Here is a 22,823-nt window from a genome sequence, read left to right as displayed (position 1 = left end):
TGGACATGAGAATTGGATTCTCTTCTATGGCGTATGAAATAAAGGAAAAGATAAAAATATGTAAAAAGTTAGGGTTTAATCATATAGAAGTTGGAATAGACAATCTTGAGGATTGGGATTATTTATATCACAATAAGGATGAATTAATTAAAAATGATATATCAATAGGTATTCATCTACCTATGGAGATGAACACTTGTGATCCGATAAAAATGATAAATGAGTTTTGGGTTGATTATTTTTATGAAAACTATAAAATAGGAAAACTATTAAATGTAAAGTATTATAATTTGCATTTAGGATATGGATTTAAAAATAAGGTTGAAAAAAATAGAATTGGGTATTTAAATAATACTGCAAATTTTCTTATAAGAGTTTTAAATAATATAGATGATGTTGATATATATATTGAAAATACATACTCTAAAAGTGGAGACTTAATTAATCTTGGAAATGTATTGTCGGATTTTGAATATTTATTTAAAAATGTGACAAAATATAATTTGGGATTTTGTTATGATACAGGCCATAATCTTATAAATAAAGATGAGTATTTAAAGCGTTTATCGGATAATATAAGATTAGTTCATTTAAGCGATAATGATGGAAATAAAGACTTGCATTTAGGTTTGAGTGAAAATGGATTGGTAACGGAAAAAGATATAAAAGACATATTAGAAATTAAAAATAACAAGTATTTAGTTTTTGAAATGAATACTAAGTATTTAAATGAGAGTTTTGCGTTATACAAAAAAATATCTAAAAAGTAGAAGAAGGGAGCAAATGCTCTCTTTTTGCACATATACTATTATACAGACTTTAAAAAAGCAAGGGAGATGATAACGTGAATAAAGTTAAAATTAATATAATGGATGATGTTAGGGAGTATGAAGTTGGTACTACACTTCTTGAAATAAGCAAAGACTATGATAAAAAATATGACTCCACTATAGTTCTTGGGGTAGTAGATAACAATCTTAGAGAATTGACTTATAAAATAGAAAAGGATTGTAATGTTGAATTTGTAGATTTAACAAAGCAGGATGGAATTAGAACTTATATGAGAAGTTTATCTTTTGTATTTATAAGAGCTTGTGAGGAAATGTTATCTGGATGCAGAGTATCTGTAGAACATTCCCTGGGAAAAGGGCTTTATTGTGAAATAAACTATGATAGAGATATAAATGAAGAAGATATAAAAAAAGTAAAAGCTAGAATGAGAGAAATAATAGATGAGGATGTTCTTATAGAAAAGAAAAAGCTACCTATAGAAGAGGCTATAAAAATATTTGAGACTAATGAAAAAAATGCGAAAGCTGATTTATTCAGATATAAAGAATCTGATACTGTAAGCATATATAAATGTGGATGGATAAAAGATTATTTTTATGGTTATATGGTTCCGTCTACAGGATATTTGAAGTTATTTGATTTGAAATACTATAACCCTGGAGTTGTTATACTTGGACCAAAAAAGGAACATCCAGATAAGGTTGCTAAATTTATAGATCAACCAAAGCTTGCTCAAGTTTATAAAGAAGCAGAAGAATGGGCTAAAATAATGGATGTTCATAAGATTGCTATGTTAAATAAATTGATAGAGGATGGAAATTATGGAGATATAATAAGAACTGTAGAAGCTCTTCATGAAAAGAAAATAGCCAGGATAGCTGATATGATAGTTAAAAATAAGAAAAAAAGCAAGGTTATATTGATTTCAGGTCCATCATCATCAGGTAAGACTAGTTTTGCACAAAGACTATCTATACAATTGAGAGTTAATAAACTAAGACCTGTATCAATATCTTTAGATGATTATTTTGTAAATAGAGAGGATACACCTAAAGATAAAGATGGTAAGCATAATTTTGAGTCTATTTATGCTATTGATTTAGATCTTTTTAATAAGGATTTGCAAAATCTTATAAATGGAGAAGAAATACAAGTTCCATATTTTAATTTTAAGACTGGTAAAAGAGAGTATAGAGGAAATAGATTAAAGGTTAGAGAGGATCAACCTATAATAATAGAGGGAATACATGGGCTTAATGATCTTTTAACAGAGTCTATTTCTGAAGATAATAAGTTTAAGATATATGTGAGTGCTTTAACTCAGCTTAATTTGGATGAACACAATAGAATACACACAACCGATGTAAGACTTATAAGAAGAATGGTAAGAGATAATCAGTTTAGAGGACATAGTGCTATAAGAACTATTCAAATGTGGTCTATGGTAAGACGTGGTGAGAAAAACTATATTTTCCCATATCAAGAAAATGCAGATGTTATGTTTAATTCTGCCTCTATATATGAGTTATCTATACTTAAAAAGTATGCAGAACCTTTATTAAAAGAGATAGATCCTAATTGTAAGGAATATAGAGAAGCTAATAGATTATTAAAATTCCTACAATATTTTGTTACAATAGAAGATGAGGGGGATGTTCCGCCAACATCAATACTTAAAGAGTTTATAGGCGGAAGCAGATTGGTACATTAGATAGAACGGGGGAATAGGAATTGGAACAAATATTACAAAAGATAATCGATGATAATAGACAGTATACTGAATATGGAAATGTGGCTACTTATATTCCGGAGCTAAGAAAAGCTAGTAAAAATGATTTAGGAATTTGTGTGGTAGACATGGATAATAATATATATGAGGCTGGAAATTGTGGTAAAAAATTTACTATACAAAGTGTGTCAAAGCCTATAACGCTTGCTTTGGCTCTTATGGATAATGGAAAGGATAAGGTTTTTTCTAAGGTTGGAATGGAGCCTAGCGGAGATCCGTTTAACTCTATAATGAAGCTTGAAACATCAAAGCCTTCAATTCCGTATAATCCTATGATAAATGCTGGGGCTATAATGATAACGTCTATGATTAAAGGTAAAAACAATGCTGATAAATTAAATAGGATGATGAACTTCTTTAAAAACCTTTCTGGAAATGAAAATTTGAGTATAAATGAAGAGGTTTATATGTCTGAAAAGCTTACTGGTGATAGAAATAGAGCCATGGCATATTTTCTAAGAAGTGAAGGAGTTTTGACTGAAAATGTAGAGGATGTGCTCGACTTATATTTTAAGCAGTGTTCTATTGAGGTAACAGTTAGAGATTTAGCTAGAATAGGTGTGAATCTTGCATATCAAGGTGTTGATATGTTAACTGGAAAGAGATTGATGGATGAAGAAGTATCTAAGATAGTAAAAACATTCATGGTTACATGTGGTATGTACGATGCATCTGGAGAGTATGCTATAAGTGTTGGAATACCTTCTAAATCGGGAGTTGGAGGAGGAATTATGGGAACTGTTCCGAGTAAAATGGGAATAGGAGTATTTGGACCGTCTCTTGATGAAAAAGGTAACAGTATAGCTGGTATTAAAGTTATGGAGAGTATATCAGAAAAACTGAATTTAAGTATATTCTAAAAACTATATATAAAAATATTTTGACAATTGCAATTTTAAATAATATAATATATAAAAACTAAGTGAAGGTGATTCTATGAAGGATATTTTAGTTTTAAGAGATATTGATCAAATAAAGGCTGTATCCCATCCGTATAGAGTGGATATACTGGAGGCTTTTGCAGAGGAGCCCTTATCAGCTAAGCAATTGTCAGAATTATTATCAGAACCGCATGCTAAAATCAATTATCATATAAAAACATTGTTAAATGCGGGCATATTAGAATTAGTAGAAGAAAAAGTTAAATCTGGAATTATAGAAAAATACTATCTTCCAAAGGCGAAAATGGTTATTATGGATAAAAGTATTTTAAACTCTGCTGTTTATGATGAAAATGTAGCTAGAACATTAAATCAAGTTTCAATATCTTTATTCGAGAAGATAAGTGATGATTTTTATAGAGCTGCTGAAAATGATGAGGTTAAATCTAAGCATGTAAGACATTATAATCAGTACTACTTAACAGAGGAAGAATGTAAGGAAGTAATGGATTGTTTAGAAGAAAAGATTACTGAGGTTTTAAATGGTAAGGATAAAAAGGATAGAGATAATACTAGACCATATAATATAACATTAATGGGAGTGCCTGATCTTAGAAAAGAGAAGAAGGCAAAAAAATAGACGTCAACAATTTGTTGATGTCTATTTTTTTTGGGTATAATTAAGGTATATGATTTAATATTATGTTAGGAGTGATTTAATGCTAGTTATAGGACCACATATATCAATAGCAAAAGGATATTCAAAGGCAATTAATGCCGCTTTAGATATAGGCGCTAATACATTTCAATTTTTTACTAGAAATCCAAGAGGAGGAAATGCAAAGGAATTTAATGAAAAAGATATAGCAGAGTTTCAAAGAATAAGAAAAAAAAATAACTTTGGAGCAATGCTTGCTCATGCACCTTATACTATGAATCTTGGAGGTAAAAAAGATGATGTATATGAATTTGGAAGAAGAATATTTAAAGAAGATATAAAGAGAATGGATGAACTTGAAATAGAATACATGTGCTTTCATCCAGGAAGTCATGTGGGTGGAGGTATAGAATTCGGAATAGATAGGATAACAAATGCTTTAAATGAATCTTTAACAGAGGATCAAAATGTAATTATACTTCTTGAAACTATGTCGGGAAAAGGTACTGAGATAGGACATGATTTTGAGCATATAAAAAGTATAATAGATAAGATTAATTATAAAGATAAAATTGGAGTATGCCTTGATACGTGTCATATATTTTCAGCTGGATACGATATAGTAAATGATCTTGATGGTGTACTTGATGAATTTGATAAAATAATAGGACTTGATAAATTGAAAGTAATACATTTTAATGATAGTATGATGCCGTTTAAGAGCAATAAAGATAGACATGCAGGTATTGGAGAGGGAGAAATAGGTTTTAAGGCTTTAATGGAGTTTATGACTCATGAAAAGCTTAAACATCTTCCATTTTTCTTGGAGACTCCTTATGATGATGAGGGTCATAAAAAGGAAATAGAGATGATAAGGGATTTTTTGAAAAAAAATTAAAACATAAATGAGTAGATTTTGTGCTTGAAGCGAAAACAGAGGGTATTAAAATACCGATAATTCATTAAATATTTTAATAGAACTAAGTACTACATCTTATTCAATATCCTAAAAGTTCTAAACTCCCTACGGTCAGACAACGAACTTTCTTAACGGATATGCAAACGATGTAATACAAGTTCTATACAAAAATATTTAAATGATTATCTAACATTTTAATACCCTCTGTTTTTTAAGTGAAGTTTTTTATAACCTAAATAATTCTAAAATAGCTACTTTGGTTTCGATTGCATGAAATCTATGTAGCTATTTTTTTATAATGAGTATTTTAAGTTATAAAATACCATAAGAAAATTTTTATATACAAAATCTGTTCTAAAAGCAAATCCCTCTAAATATATATTAATGTATCACTTTTAGGACAAGAACTATTTAATAAAGGGGGATAAAAAGTTATGAGATTTGATTTATCAAAAGAACATAATATGTTAAAGCAAATGTATGAAGAATTTGCTAAAAATGAGGTCAAGCCTTTAGCAAGTGAAATAGATGAACAAGAGAGGTTCCCTATTGAAACTGTAGAGAAGATGAAGAAAGCAGGATTTATGGGAATTCCTTTTAGTAGTGAGTATGAAGGAGAAGATGGAGATAATTTAGGATATATACTTGCTGTTGAAGAGTTATCTAAATACTGTGCAACTACAGGTGTTATATTATCTGCACATACATCACTTTGTGCATCTCCTATAAACGAATTTGGAACAAATGAACAAAAAGAAAAATATTTAAAGCCTTTAGCAAGTGGAGAAAAATTAGGGGCATTTGGTCTTACGGAGCCTAATGCAGGTACAGATGCATCTTCTCAGCAGACAACAGCAGTTCTCGATGAAGATCATTACATATTAAACGGTTCAAAAATATTTATAACAAATGCAGGGTATGCGGATATATACATAGTTATGGCTATGACAGATAAGTCAAAGGGCACGAAAGGAATAACTGGATTTATAGTTGAGAAGGATACTCCTGGATTTAAAGTAGGTCCTAAAGAAAAGAAACTTGGTATCAAAGGATCAGCTACTTGTGAGCTTATATTTGAAAATTGTAAAATTCCTAAAGAAAATATGTTAGGAAGAGAAGGAAAAGGGTTCTCAATAGCAATGAAGACACTTGATGGAGGAAGAATAGGAATAGCAGCACAGGCACTTGGAATAGCTCAAGGTGCTCTTGATACTACTATTGATTATGTAAAAGAGAGAAAGCAGTTTGGAAGATCAATAGCAAAATTCCAAAACACACAATTTCAGTTAGCTGATATGAAAACTAAAATAGAAGCGGCTAGAATGCTAGTATATAAGGCAGCTTGGAATAAGGATATGGGGTTAGCGTATTCTAATGAAGCAGCCATGGCAAAATTATATGCATCTGAAGTTGCTATGGATGTTACAACTAGATGTGTTCAATTGCATGGAGGATACGGATATACAAGAGAATACGATATAGAAAGAATGATGAGAGATGCTAAGATAACTGAAATATATGAGGGAACATCAGAAGTTCAAAAAATGGTAATAGCAGCTAATTTATTAAAATAAGGGGGAAAAATCTATGAATATAATAGTTTGTATTAAGCAAGTTCCAGATACTACTGAAGTCAAAATTAACCCTAAAACTGGTACTTTAATTAGAGATGGAGTAAAGAGCATAATAAATCCTGATGACAAAAGTGGACTAGAAACTGCTCTAAGAATAAAAGAGGAAATAGGAGCTAATATAACAGTAATATCTATGGGCCCTAAGCAGGCAGAATTAGCTTTAAGAGAAGCATTAGCCATGGGAGCAGATAGAGCGATACTGTTAAGTGATAAAAAGTTTGCAGGAGCTGATACTTTAGCAACATCATCTACTATTGCAGGAGCTATTAAAAAACTTGATTACGATATTATAATAACTGGAAGACAGGCTATAGATGGTGACACTGCTCAAGTTGGAGTTCAAATGGCAGAACACCTAAATATACCTTCTATTAGTTATGTTGAAGACTTAAATATTTGTGAGGATAGTATAATACTAAAAAGAATGTTTGAAGATAGATACTACAAAGTTAAGGTTAAGACTCCATGCTTAATAACTACTTTAAAAGAGATAAATGAGCCTAGATATATGAAGATTAAAAGAATATATGAATGCTTTGATGAAAGTAAGTTAGAAATGTGGACTTTAGATGATATAGATGTAGATGAAAGTAATATAGGTCTTAGTGGTTCACCTACAAAAGTTAAAAAATCATTTACAAAAGGAGCTAAAACAGCTGGAGTGAAACATGAAGCAACTCCTAAAGAAGCAGCAAGTATTATATTAGATAAATTAAAAGAAAAGTACATTATATAAAAGGGGTGGTATTATGAATAATGTAAAACATGAGGGTGTACTTGTATATATAGAGCAAAGAGAATCTGAAATTCAAAATGTATCACTTGAACTTTTAGGAAAGGGAAGAGAACTTGCAGATAAATTGAATGTTAAATTAAGTGCAGCTATTATAGGTAGTGATATAAAAAATGTAGAAATTTTAAATCACTATGGAGCGGACAATGTAATAGTTGTAGAAGACAAAAAATTTGAATACTACATAACAAAGACTTACGCAAAAGCACTTACATCTATTATAAATACAGAGAATCCTGAAATAGTATTAATAGGTGCAACGTCAATAGGAAGAGATATAGCACCTAGAGTATCTGCAAGGATAAAGACTGGACTTACAGCTGATTGTACATCATTAGATATAGATGAAGAAGATAATAATTTATTGATGACAAGACCAGCTTTTGGTGGAAATATAATGGCTACAATAACATGTAGTGAACATAGACCTCAAATGGCTACTGTAAGACCCGGAGTTATGAAAAAATTTGTGAAGGATGAGAATAGAGAATCTGTAATAAAATACCATAGTGTAGATATAAATGAAAATGATATGGATGTTGAAGTGTTAGAAGTAGTTAAAGAAGAGGATAAAAAAATAAGTATAGAAGACGCCAAGATACTCGTATCAGGAGGTCGTGGTGTAGGAAATAAGGAAAATTTATCTGTACTAAGTGAACTTGCAGATTTATTAAAGGCCGAAGTATCAGGATCTCGTGCAGTAATAGATGAAGGATTACTAGAAAAGGATAGACAGGTAGGACAAACGGGAAAAACTGTAAGACCTGATGTATATTTTGCATGTGGAATATCTGGTGCTATTCAGCATATAGCTGGTATGGAGGATTCAGATTTTATTATAGCTATTAATAAGAATAAGGAAGCTGCTATATTTGATGTAGCTGATTTAGGGATTGTATGTGATTTAAATAAGGTTATACCTTGTTTGATTGAGGAAATAAAATCTCACAAACTTAAAGCTTAAAGTTAAGTAATAAAGGAAAAAATATTAATACAAAAAGTATTTACCTAGATTTCGTGCAAATGAAATCTAGGTTCTTTTTTTATGAGGTTGTTATAAAAATAAAATCAAACTTGTACCTAATAAAATAATTGAAAATATATTATATTAGATAGGAATTTACTTATCTTAAGTTTTAATGTTATAATAAAACTAAAAAATATGTAAAAAAGAGGTAATCTTATGACTGAAAAGAAAGTTTATAAATCAATAAGAGACAAAAAAATATCAGGTGTATGTGGTGGAATAGCTGAGTATTTCGATATAGACTCTACAATTATTAGATTACTATGGATACTATTTATACTTGCTGGAGGTAGTGGTATTTTGGGATACATTATATGTGCACTAATAATACCTAATGATCCAAATATGTATTAAAAAAAGTTTTTTCTATAACCAATAAACCACTAACAATTTGTTAGTGGTTTACTAGTTATAGTGGTTTTATCTAAATTCTTTCAAATAAAGATTTTTTCATACTTAAGGAAACTATATCATTTTTTATTTTAACAAAAGACTTTGATATAATTAATAAATAGTAAATTATAAGGGGGCATATTTATGAGAAAACTTGGAAAAACAGACTTATATATAAAAAGAGTAGGGTTTGGAGGATTGCCTATTCAAAGAGTATCTCAAGAAGATTGTGACAGAATAATTGATGAACTTATAAAAAATGATGTAAACTTTATAGATACAGCAAGAGGGTATACTATAAGTGAAGAATATATAGGAAATAGTATAAAAGATAGAGACTATAAATTTATAATAGCTACAAAATCTATGAACAGAGATTATGAAGGTATGAAAAAAGATATAGATATAAGTATTAGCAATTTGAAGTGTGAGAAAATAGATATATATCAAATGCACAATGTTAAGATAGAAGAATATGATTCTGTATTTGAAGATAATATGGCTTACAAAGCTTTATTAGAAGCTAAAAAAGAAGGAAAAATAAAGTATATAGGAATAACTAGTCATAATGTAGAGGTTATAAAAAAGGCTATATACGATGAAAAGTTTGACACTATACAAATACCTTATAATATAGTTGAAAATCAAGGAGAAGAAGTACTAAAGCTTGCAAATGATAAAAATATAGGAACTATAATAATGAAGCCGCTTGCAGGAGGAGCATTGACTGATGCAAAGCTTGCACTTAAGTATATATTATCAAAAGAATATATAGATGTTGTAATACCTGGAATGGACAAGGTTGAGCAAATAGGAGAAAATATATCTATATTAAAGGATAGAATTGAATTAACTCAAGATGAAATGGAGAGTATAGACAAAATAAAAGTAGAATTAGGAAATAGTTTTTGCAGAAGATGCGAATACTGTATGCCTTGTGTTGAAAATATAAATATACCTCTTCAGTTTTTGCTAGAGGGATATTACACTAGATATAATCTAAAAGAATGGTCTACAAAGCGATATGAAAGCTTAGATAAAAAGGCATCAGATTGTATAGAATGTGGGCTTTGTGAGCAAAGATGTCCATATGATTTAAATATTAGAGAAATGTTAAAAAATGTAGCTAAAGTATTAGAAAAGTAGAAAAATTAGCTAAAAAAGTATCCTCTGAATTAAGTTTCACTTCTATGGGAAATATATATTGGAAAAAATATATATAGAGGTGAGATTTTTGGGTGGTTTTATTGCTAGTTTGATAACGGGATTTTGCACTGGAGTAGGAGCAATTCCTATTTTATTTATAAAAAATTTGAGTGAAAAAACTGAGGATATACTTCTTGGATTTGCTGCAGGTATAATGGTATTTGCTGGAGCTTATAGCTTAATATATCCTTGTATTGAACAAGGACATAATATACAGGCTACAATCGGAATTCTTTTAGGAGCTTTTTTTATGTATTATTTAGAACAGAAGATTCCAGAGGATAAAGTTAAAGGAAATTTTATGTTTGTTGTAGCCAATATAATACACAATATACCAGAAGGTTTTGTTATAGGAGCTGGATATGAAGCAGAAGGAAATAATACAGGAATATTATTTGCAATAGCTATAGGTATACAAAATATACCAGAAGGGTTAATTATAGGGAATATACTTAAAAATACTTTGAATTCAAAGTATAAGGCTATATTATATACATCTCTGATAGGTCTTGCAGAACCTTTGTCTGCTGGAATAGGAATTTTAACTCTTCAATACATACGGGTTTTAATACCTTTTTCCATGGCGTTTGCTGGAGGATCTATACTTTATGTTGTATCAAATGAAATGATTCCTAAGTGCCATTGTAGAGGAAATGAAAAAAAGGCTACATTTGGATTTGTATTGGGATTTGTGGTTATGGTTATTATGAGAGGGATAATATAAATATGCTTAAGCGAAAAATACCTCTGATTAAAATACCGCTACTTGGACTAATATTTTTTATAAAACTAGAGATTCTGCCTTATTAAATATCCTAAAACTTCTTAAACTCCCTTACGGTCAGACAAACGAAGTTTCTTAACGTATATTTAAACGGCATAATCTGAGTTTTATAAAAAAATATTAATAAAAGTAGCTAACATTTTAACCAGAGGTATTTTTAGTTCAGTTCTTAGAGTTTAAATGAGATAAAATCTTATTTAATAATATAAACTAATACTAAAAACTATATATTAAAATGTTAGGGAATGCTTTTAGATATTTTGATTAATACAACTTAGTTTTTGTCGTTTAATAATCCGTTGAAAAATTTATGTGTCTGACCGTAAGGGAGTTCGTAAATTTTAGGATTATTAATAAGACAGAAACTTAGCTGTATTCAAAATATAGTTGTATTCCCGGTATTTTAATATATAGTTTTGATCATCCGCATAATAAAAAAGTATAAGCAAGAAATCTTTATAATAAAGATTTCTTGCTTATACTATAACTAACATCATACTCTGATGCTTTATAGAGTTCAATTTCAACTCTTGGATTTTCCTTGTCTATAAAGTCGAATAATAATACTGGTTTTAACTGTCTATCGTTTTTTATTATTCCGCTCTTTTCTATACCATCACAAATACTTTTAGGATAATTATGTAGATCTCCCATCTTTCTATTAGGAAAATAAAGCTTTAAAACTGTAATTATATCACCTTCAAGAGGCTCTGTTTGATATTGTTGATTTATATGCCCTGCTATCATATTCTCATAAGCTACATATCTTGAATGTTTTCCCTGTTTTGGCATCCAAGATTGACCGTGTACATTGTGAAGTTTAAAGTTGGATTTGCTTATAGGTCTTCCTGGTATAACAACTTTTATCATTTAAATCACCTCTTTAGTATTTTATAATGTAGAATAAAGGATAGTCAAATTAAATTGTTAGAAAGGAAATCTTATATGAAGCAAAAGATAAAACAATATTGTAAGAACTTAAAGATAGATTATGTAGGAATTGCGGGAATAGGTCCATATTATGAGTTAGAAAAAGTATTAAGAGATAAAATCAATAAAGGTCATTATACAGGGCTTGAAGAAAAGGATATACAAAAAAGGATAAATCCTAGACTTACTATGGAAAATGTAGAGTCTGTTATTGTTTGTTTATTTCCATATTTCTCGGGAAATGTAGAAAATACAAATATATCAAAATACACATATGGTTTAGATTATCATATATTAGTAAAAGAAAAGCTTGAGAAACTATCAAAAATGATAAAAAAAGACATTGATGAATTTGAATACAAGATATTTGTAGATAATGGACCATTAGTAGATAGATATTTAGCTCAAATATCTGGCATTGGATACTTTGGACAAAATAATAATATAATAAATGATGAATATGGTTCATATGTATTTATAGGATATATAATGACTAACATTAAATTAGAAGAAGATAATAGCTTAGATAAAACATGTATAAATTGTGGAAAGTGTATTGAAAAATGTCCTGGAGGAGCTCTTTTGGGAAATTTCGAGATGAATCCTAAAAAATGTTTATCATTTATAACTCAAAAAAAAGAAGAATTAACGGATGAAGAAAAAAAATTATTTGAAAAAAATCCTACTGTTTTTGGATGTGATATATGCCAAGATATATGTCCTCATAACAAAAAAATAAACACCAGTAAAATACATGAATTTACTGAGAATTTAAAACATAACATAGATTATGAGGAAATAAATACTATATCAAATAAAGAATTTAAAAGAAGATATAGAGATAGAGCATTTAGTTGGAGAGGAAGAAAGATTATTCTTAGAAATCTAGAAATAATAAATAAAAAAGACATTCTTTAAAAGTTTTTAATGTAGACTTTTTTAAAATTACATGGCGCCAACGAGTTTTATCAGACTCCGTTATTTAAAATTCGTAACAGGAATTATACTGTTCCAAAATTTAAATAGGAATATAATTTCTTATTCATTATAAAAAATAGTAGAGTCATATAATGCTTTTTATGAATAAAGTATTATATGACTCTTTTTTATAAATAAGAAATTGTAGTTTCGAATTTATAAGAAATTCAGAATATCAGTTATCAAGTGAAATTTTTCTCTAAACAAATAACGTATTAAAACATACTATGTATTAATACGGGAGGGGGTATAGTATGAAATATAAAACAACAGCTGATATTGAACCTTTAAAGGAGATGTTGGGTCAAGAAAAGGCTATAGAAGCTATGGAATTCGGTTTGAAAATAGATGATGTAGGATACAACTTGTATATAAGTGGGGAAACTGGAACTGGAAGAACATCATATGTATTGAAAAAATTAAAAGAATATACTAAAGATAAGGTTAATCAAAAGGATTGGTGCTATGTATATAACTTTGAAGAGGCAAGGGAACCAATAGCACTTGATTTTGAAATAGGTAAGGGTAAATTATTTAAAAGAGATATGGAAAAGTTTATAGATGATTTATATATAGAACTTCAAAGAGCGTTTGAAAGTGAAGAGTTTGAGGTTGAAAAAAATAAGATATTAGATGAATACGAGATAAAAAAAGAAATTTATATAAAAAAGATGAAAGCGTATGGGGATGAGAGGGGATTTAAGCTAAAAAATACTAAATATGGAATGGTATTTGTACCAAAGGATGAAGAAACAGATACAACATCAGAGGAGTTTGTGAAATTAAAAAGAGAAATGGAGAATATAACTATAAAAGTTATATCAAAAATAAAGGAATTAGAGATAGTAGCAAAAGAAAATCTATTAGAATTAGAAGAAGAAATAGGAGTTTATATAATAAAGCCTCATATAGAATATTTAATAGAAGAATATGGTGAAAACTATAAGGTTAAAAAATATTTGGCTCATTTAAGTGATGATTTATTAGAAAATATGTATATATTCTATCTAGATGAAGAAGAACTAAAAAATATAAATGAAAAAGAATACTTAATGAAATATAAGGTTAACTTATTTATAGACAATGTGTCAAACTCAAATGTAGATAAGGCTCCGGTAGTAATAGAACTAAATCCAACATATCTAAATCTATTTGGCAAGGCTGAATATGAAAGTGTAAATGGAACTATAAAAACTGATTTTACAAAGTTGGTTCCAGGAGCATTTCATAAAGCAAATGGAGGATATTTAGTATTATATGTAGATCAGATTTTAAGGAATCCTCATTGCTGGGATACGATTAAAATATGTCTTCAAACTAAAAAAATAAAAATAGAGACATTAACAGGTTTAAAGCCAGAGGCCATACCTATTGATGTTAAGATAATATTAATAGGTAGTCAGTATCTATATAATATGCTTTATATGTATGACGAAGAATTTAATAAATACTTTAAAGTAATGGTGGACTTTGATAGTGAAATGGATAAAGATAATGATAATGAAATGGGAGTTGCCAAATTTATATCGTCTTATTGCAATAATAATAATTTAAAGCATTTCACATATGATGCAGTTCAAGTTGTTCTAAAATATAGTTCAAGACTTGTTGAAAGTAATAAAAAATTATCAACTAGATTTAATAAAATATCTGAATTATTGATAGAGTCAAATTTATTTGCAAAAATAAGAAATTCAGAGTTTGTAGATGATATAGACGTCAAAAAAGCTATACATGAAAAATGGAATAGAGTAAATAAAATAGAGAAAAAAATAGATGGTATGTATGAATCAAACCAACTTCTTATAAGTGTTGATAAGGAAAAAGTAGGAGTTATAAATGGTCTGTCTGTTCTTAATATGGGAGAATATTCATTTGGAAGACCTGTAGTAATAACTGTTACAACGAGTCCTGGAAATAAGGGAATAATAAATATAGAAAGAGAAGCTAAACTTAGTGGAAAAATACATGATAAAGGGGTATTAATACTTAGCGGATATCTACTTGAGAATTTTTCTAAAGAGAAGCCAGTTTCTATTACATCTAATATATGCTTTGAACAAAGTTACAGTGGTGTAGACGGAGATAGTGCATCTGGTGCAGAATTATATGCATTATTATCTTCGCTTAGTGAAATTCCTTTGAAACAAAATATAGCTGTTACAGGATCAATAAATCAAAAAGGAGATGTTCAGGTAGTAGGAGGAGTTACTCAAAAAGTAGAAGGATTCTATAGTATATGTAAACAAAAAGGATTAAATGGAAAACAAGGAGTTATATTACCTAAATATAATTTAGAAAACTTGATTTTAAGAGATGAAGTACAAGAAAGTATAGACAAAGGTGAATTCCATATATATCCTATAACTAGAATAGAAGAGGCTATGGAAATATTAACAAATAAGTCTTTTTCTGAAATATATGATAAAATAATAAAGAGACTAAATAAGTTTTATGAAATATCAAGATAGCTTTAAGCTATCTTGGTATTTATATTTGTAAATGGAAGTGATTAATATGGTAGTTGGAGCTTGTGAAATAGAATGTATAATATTTGAATGTAATTCTTTAAAAGAAAAAAGACATGTGATAAAGAGCATAATACAAAGATTACAATCAAGATTCAATATATCAATAGCTGAGGTTGGCGAAAATGATAAGTGGCAAAGAAGTATAATTGGGGTTAGTATGGTTTCTAACTCTAATAAACACATAGATTCTATCATCAGTTCTGTTATAAATTTTATAGATAATGATGAAAGGGTTGAAATTATTAACATAAACACCGATATTTACTAGGAGGGAAAAATGCAGGTAGATAAAATATTAGATATACTAGAAAATGATTATCCCGATGCAGAGTGTGAGCTAAATTATGAGACAGAATTTGAACTTTTAATAGCAACTATATTGTCAGCTCAATGCACAGATGTTAGGGTTAATAAGGTTACAGAAAATTTATTTAAAAAATATAATAAAAGTGAGGAATTTGCTTTATTAAAAGAAGAGGAGTTACAAGAAATAATAAAAAGTTGTGGATTGTATAAAAGTAAGGCAAAAAAAATAATAGATTCATCAAAAATGATAGTAGATGAATATAATGGTAATGTACCTAATGAGTTAGAAAAACTCATTAAATTACCAGGAGTTGGAAGAAAAACGGCCAATGTTGTTTTGAGTAATGCATTTAATATTCCTGCTATGGCAGTTGATACTCATGTACTTAGAGTTAGCAATAGAATTGGACTTGTTGATTGTAAAACTCCTGAATCAACAGAAATTGAATTAATGAGAGTTATACCTAAATATAGATGGACAAAAGCTCATCATCTACTTATATTTCACGGAAGAAGGACATGTAAGGCTAGAAAGCCAGATTGTAATAATTGTTCTGTAAATAAGTATTGCAAGTATTATAATAAAATTGATACTTAAAAGATAAATTAATATATGGGAGGAAGTTTAATTGAAGAAGAATTTGATTTTAATTGGAGCATCTATTTTACTAGTGTTTTTAGCCGGTATTATTTTATGGAGTTATTCTATTAAAAACGATGATAAAATATATGATAATGTATCTATAAACGATATTCATATAGGAGGACTATCAAAAGAAGAAGCTAATAGTTTGCTAAAATCAACATACAATAAAAAAACTATAAAGCTTATATACAATGATCAATCATTTGATTTGAATTTTGATAAAATAGGATTAGATTTTAAAACTGAAGAAGCTGTTGATCTAGCATATGAAGTTGGAAGGAATAAAAACTTTATATATAATATAAAGACTATGATGGATCTTAAAAATAATCATCAAATGACTATCACTCTTAAAATGGAATATGATGATGAAAAATTAGAAGACAGCTTGACCCAAATAGCTAATCAAATAGACAAAGAACCTCAAAATGCAAAAATAAGTATAGCAAATAAATCTATAAGTATAACACCGGAAACTAGCGGTCATATAATAGATAAAGAAAAATTAAAAGAAACGATACTTAACAATATAGAAAATAACAATTATTCAGATATAAATGTACCAGTAAAAGAAATACATGCTCAAATAACTAAGGAATATTTATCTAAAGTAAATACATTGTTGGGAGAATTTTCAACAAGATTTAATGCTGGGAATTATAATAGAAGCTATAATGTCAAGCTTGTAGCTCAAAAGGTTAATGGCGTCTTAGTAAATCCAGGAGAAGAATTTTCATTTAATGATACTACAGGTAAAAGAGGTTTATCTCAAGGATTTAAAATGGCTCCCATTATAGTACAAGGACAATTAGAAGAAGGAGTAGCTGGTGGAGTATGTCAGGTATCATCTACACTATATAATGCAGCTCTTTACTCTGGAGTGACTATAACAGATAGAAGAAATCATACAATACCATCATCTTATGTAACTAAAGGAAGAGATGCAACTTTAGTCTTTGGAAGCACAGATTTTAAATTTAAAAATTATTATCAAAATCCTATATATATAGAAAATGTAGTTGTTTCAAATAATATAATTTCAAGAATTTATGGGAATGCAAGTGATAAAAATAATATAGGTGTAACTACTGATGTTACAAAAAAAATACCAAGACAAGTTGAGGTTAAAGAAGATGCTAGTCTAGCATTAGGAAAAGAACGAATAGATGACAAGGGAAGAGATGGATATAAAGTTGATACATATAGAATTTACTATCAAAATGGAAAAGTAGCAAAAAAAGAGCTTATATCTAAGAGTTACTATCCTCCTAGAAAAAAAGTTGTATATAGAGGAACTAAAAAGGTAAGTCAAACTGACAATATACCAAATCCAAAAGAGGGAGATTCTGTTCCAACTAATAATACAAATACACAAATAGATCAAAGTACAGATAAAAAAGTAGAGCAAAACACAGAGGAAGTAGATCAAAATATAGAGGAAAATTTAGATAACTTGATGTTTGAATAAGGCATTTGAAAATATCTAAAGGTAAATTTAATATTAGATAGAGATTTAGAAGTGTTAGCTTTAGGGAAAATAGGACTTTATAATTAAACATACTTTGACGATATAGACTATAGGTCATGAAAAAATAGGCCTATAGTCTATTTTTAGAAGAGGTGGAATAAATTGGATAAAGAATTATATGATAAAAAAGTAAAGTGCCCTATATGTAAAAATGAATTCACTACAAAAAAAGTAAAAACTTCTGCTCTTAGAATAGATAAAAGAGAAACTGATTTGTATGTTCATTATAAAACTGTAAATCCATATTTATATTCCGTTTGGGTATGCCCTAAATGCGGATATGCAGCGATGGAGAGCAAATTTAATAATATAAAAAAATATCACCACAGTATAATAGCAGAAAATATAACTAGTCTTTGGAAACCCAAAGATTATGGAAAAAAAAGAAATATATATGAAGCTATACAAACTCATAAATTAGCTATACATGAAGGAAATGTGCTTAATTGGGAGAAATCTTATATAGGAGGATTATCTCTTAGGTTATCATGGTTATATAGATTAAAAGGAGATAAAGAACTTGAAATCAAATTTCAAAAATATGCATTGATTATATTTACTGATTGTTTTTCAAAAGAAGTCTTTCCTATGGCTGGAATGGATTCCGCATCTATGGCGTATTTAATAGGAGAATTGAACAGAAGGTTTCAAAACTATGAAGACTCTATAAAATGGTTTCAAATAGCCCTGAAAGATCCTAATATAAAAAGAAAAAGGATTGTAGAAAATATGGTTAGAAACCAATGGTCTATCGCTATAGAGGAGTACAAAGAATTCAAACAATCAGATAGTGAAAATGAACAATGTGATGAAGAATTTGATGACAAAAGTAACAATATTAAAGAAAATGGGGAAAAAGACAAAAAAAATGAAAAAAAACAAAAGGAGAGAACAGAGATTGAGTCAAATAGTAATGGTAACAGGGGGAGCAAGATCAGGAAAAAGCTCTTTTTCAGAGGAGCTTTGTAAATGTAAATCAGAAAAAGTGGCTTATATAGCTACGTCTATAGCTTTTGATGATGGAATGAGGGATAGAATAAAAAAACACAAAGAGTCAAGGCCACAACATTGGAACACGTATGAAACATATAAGGATATATACAATATAATTGATGATATAAAAAGTAAAAATGATACTGTATTATTAGATTGTGTAACATTGCTTGTAAATAATCTTATGTTTGAATTTGATGTTGATTGGGATGAAATATGTAGAGAAGAAATTGACAAGATAGAAAGTTATATAAATGAGCAAGTTGTGAAATTAATAGATGCAATAAGAAATACAGAGTTATACTTCGTATTTGTGACAAATGAGTTGGGTATGGGAATAGTGCCGGAAAATAGATTATCTAGAATATACAGGGATATAGCTGGAAGAGTTAATCAAAAAATAGCTACATTAAGTGATGAAGTATATTTAGTGGTAAGTTCTATACCGGTAAAGATTAAGGGGTAGAATTATGAATAGATTTTTAGCGATATTGACATTCTTGACTAGAATACCTGTAAAGGTCAATATAGAATTTGATGAAAATTTTAATAAGGGTATGATATATTTTCCAACAGTCGGATTGATATTAGGTATATTGTATTGTTTAGTTACATATATTACTACAAATTTATTTGGAGTTTATATAGGTAGTGTAATATTTGTACTTTGTGGAGTAGTATTAACTGGAGGACTTCACTTAGATGGAGTTGGAGATACGTTTGATGGGATTTACAGCTATAGAGATAAAGAAAGAATGTTAGAGATTATGAAGGACTCAAGGCTTGGAACTAATGCACTTTTAGCAGTATTATTCGTTATACTTTTAAAAATAGGGTTTGTATATAAATCTTTAAATGCAAATATATACTATACAACGATATTGATGCCTGTATATGGTAGAATTGCTATAGCTTTTGCATCTTATAATAATAAAAGTCCTAGAAAAAAAGGTATGGGAAATGTATTTATAGGTCAAATAAATGAAAAACAAATATTTATATGCTGTATTTTTACTATATTGTATATAGCTCTATTGAATATATTTTTTGATTTTGGTTTAAAACTAATGGTTTACAATATAATATTTATGGGTATATTGTGGATTTTAATTAGATTTTATACTAAATATATAACTAACATAATAGGAGGAATAACAGGAGATATATTAGGGTGTATTTGTGAACTTACAGAGTTAATATATTTGCTGTTTATTTGTTTGGGGGTATATATATGATAAAATTTATCTTTATAAGACATGGCTTAACGTTAGATAATGAAAGTATGAAGCTTTCTGGATTTATAGATAGTGAACTAAGTGATTTAGGTAAAAAACAGGTAAAACAAACTAGTGTTAGGCTAAAAGACGAAAAAATAGATTTAATATACTCAAGTCCTTTAAAAAGAGCTATGAATACAGCTAAAGAAATATCTAAAATAAATAGTTTAGATATAAATATTTGTGATGAATTTAAGGAAATGAACTTTGGAGATTTTGAAGGATTGACATTTAAAGAGATAGAGGCTAATCATAAAGAAGAATATGAAAGATTGAAAAATGGATCTTTTGAATATAGTTTTCCAAATGGTGAAAATATGATAGGGTTTCACGATAGAATATCTAATAAAATTGATCATATAATAAAAAATTATGATGGTAAAACAGTATTAATAGTATCTCATGCAGGGGTTATAAGGGCTTGCTTATCTCATCTTATAAGTAAAGATCATACATATCATTGGAATTTTAAAATAGATAATTGCAGTATGACTATAGTCGAAGTTGTTGATAATTTCTCTGTTATACACAATTTAAATAATACTGAACATTTGAGGTGATAAAAATGAAATATAAATTAATAGTAACTGATATGGATGGAACTCTTTTAAGTGACCATAAAGAAATTACTAAAGAAAATAAGAAAGCTTTAAAGAAAGCAACAGAAATAGGAGTTAAGGTAGCAATAGCTACTGGAAGAATATATACATCAGCTAGATACTATGCAAATTTATTAGAATTAGATGCTCCTATAGTAGCTTGTAATGGAGCTATTATAAGAGAAGAGAAGACTAATAATACATTATATAAAAATACTATGAATGAAGAAGACTGCAAAAAGGTAGTAAATATATGTGATAGACTTGGTGTATATTATCATTTTTATAATGATACAGGTTTTTATTGTAAAGAACTAAAATATTCATCTCTTCAGTATTCTAAGTGGAATGAGAATCAATTAGAAGAAAATAGAGTAAACATAAAAGTTATGGATGACCCTATAAAATTTATACAGAATACAGATGGTATACTAAAATTTGTAATAATTGATGATGATTTAGATAAACTAGATGAAGTTAGAAAAGAACTTGAGAAGATAGACAATATAGAGGTTAGTAAATCGTGGCATAACAATATAGAGGTTATGAACAATGGTGTGAGCAAAGGGGAGGCGGTAAAAAAATTAGCAGAGCATTTTGGAGTCAAGCAAGAGGAAATAATAACCTTTGGAGATAATTTTAATGATTTGAGTATGATAGAGTATGCTGGAATGGGAGTTGCCATGGGAAACTCTGAAGATAAGGTAAAGGAAAAAGCTAACTTCATAACAGATTCTAATGAACGAAGTGGAGTAGCAAAAGCATTAAATGAATTGTTAAATATAGAATATTAAAGAAGGTTGTGAATGTAGTGGAAAAAGAAATTGTATCTATAATTGGGTGCAGAGAATATGATTACAATTTAGTAAAGAAATCAATAGAACAATCTTTTGAAAATTTAGGTGGAATAGATAAATATATAGATAAGAATGATACAGTTTTATTAAAACTAAATCTCTTAATGAAAAAGAAGCCAGAAGATGCAACTACTACACATCCTATATTTGCAAAGGCATTAGCACAAACCATTATAGATTATGGAGCTAAAGTTATTATAGGGGATAGTCCAGGAGGACCTTTTAATATGAATGTATTAAAGGGAGTATACAAGGCATGTGGAATAGAAGAAATATCAAATGACACAGGAGCTAAATTAAACTATAATACAAATTCAGTAGAAATTAAAAATGATAATGGACTAATATTAAAAAAGATAACTGCTATTGAAGTGTTAAATGAAGTGGATAAGGTTATATCAGTTTCTAAGTTAAAAACACATGGGATGATGATGTTCACAGGAGCAGTTAAAAATATGTTTGGAGTAGTTGCAGGACTTGAAAAAGCAGAATATCATGTTAGAATGCCAGAAAATGTTGACTTTTCAAATGCCCTGGTAGATATATGTATAGCAGCTAAACCCGTATTATCTTTTATGGATGGGATAGTTGGTATGCAAGGAGAAGGACCAAGTGCAGGCGATGCAAGAACCATAGGTGTTGTTATAGCTTCTACAAGTCCATATCATTTAGATGTAGTAGCAACTAATATTATTGGATTAAAGTCTATTAAAGTACCAACTATTCAAAGATCTGTAGAAAGAGGACTATGTTCTGGAACATTTGAAGATATAGAATTAAAGGGAGATAATATAGAAAATTTTATAATAGATGATTTTATAATTCCGGAGATAAGAAGTTTAGACTTACTAGATGGGAAAGTACCAAAATTTTTAAGAGAAATATTGAATGGACTTTTACAGCCAAGACCTGTATTTATACACAATAAATGTGTAGGGTGTGAGGATTGTGCAAAAAATTGTCCTCCTAAGGTTATAAATATGGTAGATAAAAGACCTATAGTAAACTTAGATGGGTGTATAAGATGTTTTTGCTGTCAAGAATTGTGTCCAGTCGAGGCTATTGATATAAAAAGACCGTTATTAATGAAATTGTTAGCAAAGTTATAGAGTTGTTTTAAAGAAAAAATTAATATATAATTATATGGAAATTTATCCGAAAGCTAAAAGTTTTAAGACTTCATCTTCTTAAGGGTGAAAATAAGAACTTAACAGCTTGTGGATTAGTTCAACTAGAAATTCAGCTGGAGTAAAAATACATCTGAATTAAGTTTCACTTTATAAATCTATATATTAATAATAA

23 protein-coding genes are annotated in these 22,823 nt (G+C 28.7%); 22 read left to right on the top strand and 1 reads right to left on the bottom strand.

The window, feature by feature from the left end:
• Window positions 1-26 precede the first annotated feature (26 nt).
• From P4S50_RS14430 to P4S50_RS14380, 11 genes are all read left to right on the top strand, one after another.
• Entirely contained in the window at window positions 27-770 is a 744-nt protein-coding gene (locus tag P4S50_RS14430; RefSeq protein WP_277731502.1) for a sugar phosphate isomerase/epimerase family protein, read from the top strand.
• 74 nt (window positions 771-844) lie between these two features.
• Complete coding sequence (locus P4S50_RS14425) at window positions 845-2,503, top strand: nucleoside kinase (RefSeq protein ID WP_277731501.1); 1,659 nt, start codon at window positions 845-847, stop codon at window positions 2,501-2,503.
• A gap of 20 nt (window positions 2,504-2,523) precedes the next feature.
• Window positions 2,524-3,441 (top strand): glutaminase A, encoded by a 918-nt coding sequence (glsA, locus tag P4S50_RS14420; RefSeq protein ID WP_277731500.1) that lies wholly within the window; start codon window positions 2,524-2,526, stop codon window positions 3,439-3,441.
• Between the two features lie 76 nt (window positions 3,442-3,517).
• Window positions 3,518-4,102 (top strand): winged helix-turn-helix domain-containing protein, encoded by a 585-nt coding sequence (locus tag P4S50_RS14415; protein WP_277731499.1) that lies wholly within the window; start codon window positions 3,518-3,520, stop codon window positions 4,100-4,102.
• A gap of 79 nt (window positions 4,103-4,181) precedes the next feature.
• Entirely contained in the window at window positions 4,182-5,018 is an 837-nt protein-coding gene (locus P4S50_RS14410) for a deoxyribonuclease IV (RefSeq protein ID WP_277731498.1), read from the top strand.
• A 455-nt stretch (window positions 5,019-5,473) separates the two neighbouring features.
• Window positions 5,474-6,613: an acyl-CoA dehydrogenase gene (locus P4S50_RS14405; RefSeq protein WP_277731497.1), complete on the top strand. Its 1,140-nt coding sequence runs from the start codon at window positions 5,474-5,476 to the stop codon at window positions 6,611-6,613.
• Window positions 6,614-6,626: 13 nt separating this feature from the next.
• A complete protein-coding gene (locus tag P4S50_RS14400; RefSeq protein WP_277731496.1) occupies window positions 6,627-7,409 on the top strand; it encodes an electron transfer flavoprotein subunit beta/FixA family protein in 783 nt (260 codons plus the stop codon).
• Between the two features lie 13 nt (window positions 7,410-7,422).
• Entirely contained in the window at window positions 7,423-8,430 is a 1,008-nt protein-coding gene (locus P4S50_RS14395; protein WP_277731495.1) for an electron transfer flavoprotein subunit alpha/FixB family protein, read from the top strand.
• 219 nt (window positions 8,431-8,649) lie between these two features.
• Window positions 8,650-8,847 (top strand): PspC domain-containing protein, encoded by a 198-nt coding sequence (locus tag P4S50_RS14390; protein ID WP_277731494.1) that lies wholly within the window; start codon window positions 8,650-8,652, stop codon window positions 8,845-8,847.
• A 183-nt stretch (window positions 8,848-9,030) separates the two neighbouring features.
• Window positions 9,031-10,032 carry an aldo/keto reductase gene (locus P4S50_RS14385; RefSeq protein ID WP_277731493.1) on the top strand — a complete coding sequence of 334 codons (1,002 nt, stop codon included), beginning with the start codon at window positions 9,031-9,033 and terminating at the stop codon, window positions 10,030-10,032.
• Between the two features lie 88 nt (window positions 10,033-10,120).
• On the top strand, window positions 10,121-10,816 hold the full coding sequence (locus tag P4S50_RS14380; RefSeq protein WP_277731492.1) for a ZIP family metal transporter: 696 nt from the start codon (window positions 10,121-10,123) through the stop codon (window positions 10,814-10,816).
• Between the two features lie 516 nt (window positions 10,817-11,332).
• Here the strand turns inward: P4S50_RS14380 and P4S50_RS14375 are convergent.
• The gene (locus tag P4S50_RS14375; protein ID WP_277731491.1) at window positions 11,333-11,746 is read right to left on the bottom strand and encodes a RusA family crossover junction endodeoxyribonuclease; all 414 of its coding nucleotides are present in this window, start codon (window positions 11,744-11,746) and stop codon (window positions 11,333-11,335) included.
• Between the two features lie 75 nt (window positions 11,747-11,821).
• On the opposite strand from P4S50_RS14375, the gene queG reads away from it, so the two are divergent.
• The 11 genes from queG (at window position 11,822) to P4S50_RS14320 (ending at window position 22,630) form a co-directional block, all read left to right on the top strand.
• On the top strand, window positions 11,822-12,724 hold the full coding sequence (queG, locus tag P4S50_RS14370; protein WP_277731490.1) for a tRNA epoxyqueuosine(34) reductase QueG: 903 nt from the start codon (window positions 11,822-11,824) through the stop codon (window positions 12,722-12,724).
• A 314-nt stretch (window positions 12,725-13,038) separates the two neighbouring features.
• Window positions 13,039-15,255 carry a Lon protease family protein gene (locus P4S50_RS14365; protein WP_277731489.1) on the top strand — a complete coding sequence of 739 codons (2,217 nt, stop codon included), beginning with the start codon at window positions 13,039-13,041 and terminating at the stop codon, window positions 15,253-15,255.
• Between the two features lie 46 nt (window positions 15,256-15,301).
• A complete protein-coding gene (locus tag P4S50_RS14360; protein WP_277731488.1) occupies window positions 15,302-15,583 on the top strand; it encodes a DUF503 domain-containing protein in 282 nt (93 codons plus the stop codon).
• Between the two features lie 9 nt (window positions 15,584-15,592).
• Complete coding sequence (gene nth, locus P4S50_RS14355; protein WP_277731487.1) at window positions 15,593-16,219, top strand: endonuclease III; 627 nt, start codon at window positions 15,593-15,595, stop codon at window positions 16,217-16,219.
• Window positions 16,220-16,250: 31 nt separating this feature from the next.
• Window positions 16,251-17,735 (top strand): VanW family protein, encoded by a 1,485-nt coding sequence (locus P4S50_RS14350; protein ID WP_277731486.1) that lies wholly within the window; start codon window positions 16,251-16,253, stop codon window positions 17,733-17,735.
• A gap of 162 nt (window positions 17,736-17,897) precedes the next feature.
• Window positions 17,898-18,764 (top strand): DUF2225 domain-containing protein, encoded by an 867-nt coding sequence (locus P4S50_RS14345; protein WP_277731485.1) that lies wholly within the window; start codon window positions 17,898-17,900, stop codon window positions 18,762-18,764.
• Window positions 18,694-19,254 (top strand): bifunctional adenosylcobinamide kinase/adenosylcobinamide-phosphate guanylyltransferase, encoded by a 561-nt coding sequence (cobU, locus tag P4S50_RS14340; RefSeq protein ID WP_277731484.1) that lies wholly within the window; start codon window positions 18,694-18,696, stop codon window positions 19,252-19,254. The genes P4S50_RS14345 and cobU overlap by 71 nt, the downstream gene beginning before the upstream one ends.
• Before the next feature lie 4 nt (window positions 19,255-19,258).
• Window positions 19,259-20,023 (top strand): adenosylcobinamide-GDP ribazoletransferase, encoded by a 765-nt coding sequence (gene cobS, locus P4S50_RS14335; RefSeq protein WP_277731483.1) that lies wholly within the window; start codon window positions 19,259-19,261, stop codon window positions 20,021-20,023.
• A complete protein-coding gene (locus tag P4S50_RS14330; protein WP_277731482.1) occupies window positions 20,020-20,625 on the top strand; it encodes a histidine phosphatase family protein in 606 nt (201 codons plus the stop codon). The genes cobS and P4S50_RS14330 overlap by 4 nt, the downstream gene beginning before the upstream one ends.
• 5 nt (window positions 20,626-20,630) lie before the next feature.
• Window positions 20,631-21,458 (top strand): Cof-type HAD-IIB family hydrolase, encoded by an 828-nt coding sequence (locus P4S50_RS14325; RefSeq protein ID WP_277731481.1) that lies wholly within the window; start codon window positions 20,631-20,633, stop codon window positions 21,456-21,458.
• Window positions 21,459-21,475: 17 nt separating this feature from the next.
• Window positions 21,476-22,630, top strand: coding sequence for a DUF362 domain-containing protein (locus P4S50_RS14320; RefSeq protein WP_277731480.1), 1,155 nt, complete (start codon window positions 21,476-21,478; stop codon window positions 22,628-22,630).
• The last annotated feature ends 193 nt before the right edge of the window (window positions 22,631-22,823 follow it).

The sequence above is a fragment of the Tepidibacter hydrothermalis genome (assembly GCF_029542625.1).
In the GTDB taxonomy this organism is placed as follows: Bacteria; Bacillota; Clostridia; order Peptostreptococcales; family Peptostreptococcaceae; genus Tepidibacter_A; species Tepidibacter_A hydrothermalis.
This window is presented reverse-complemented; position numbering and strand designations above follow the sequence as displayed.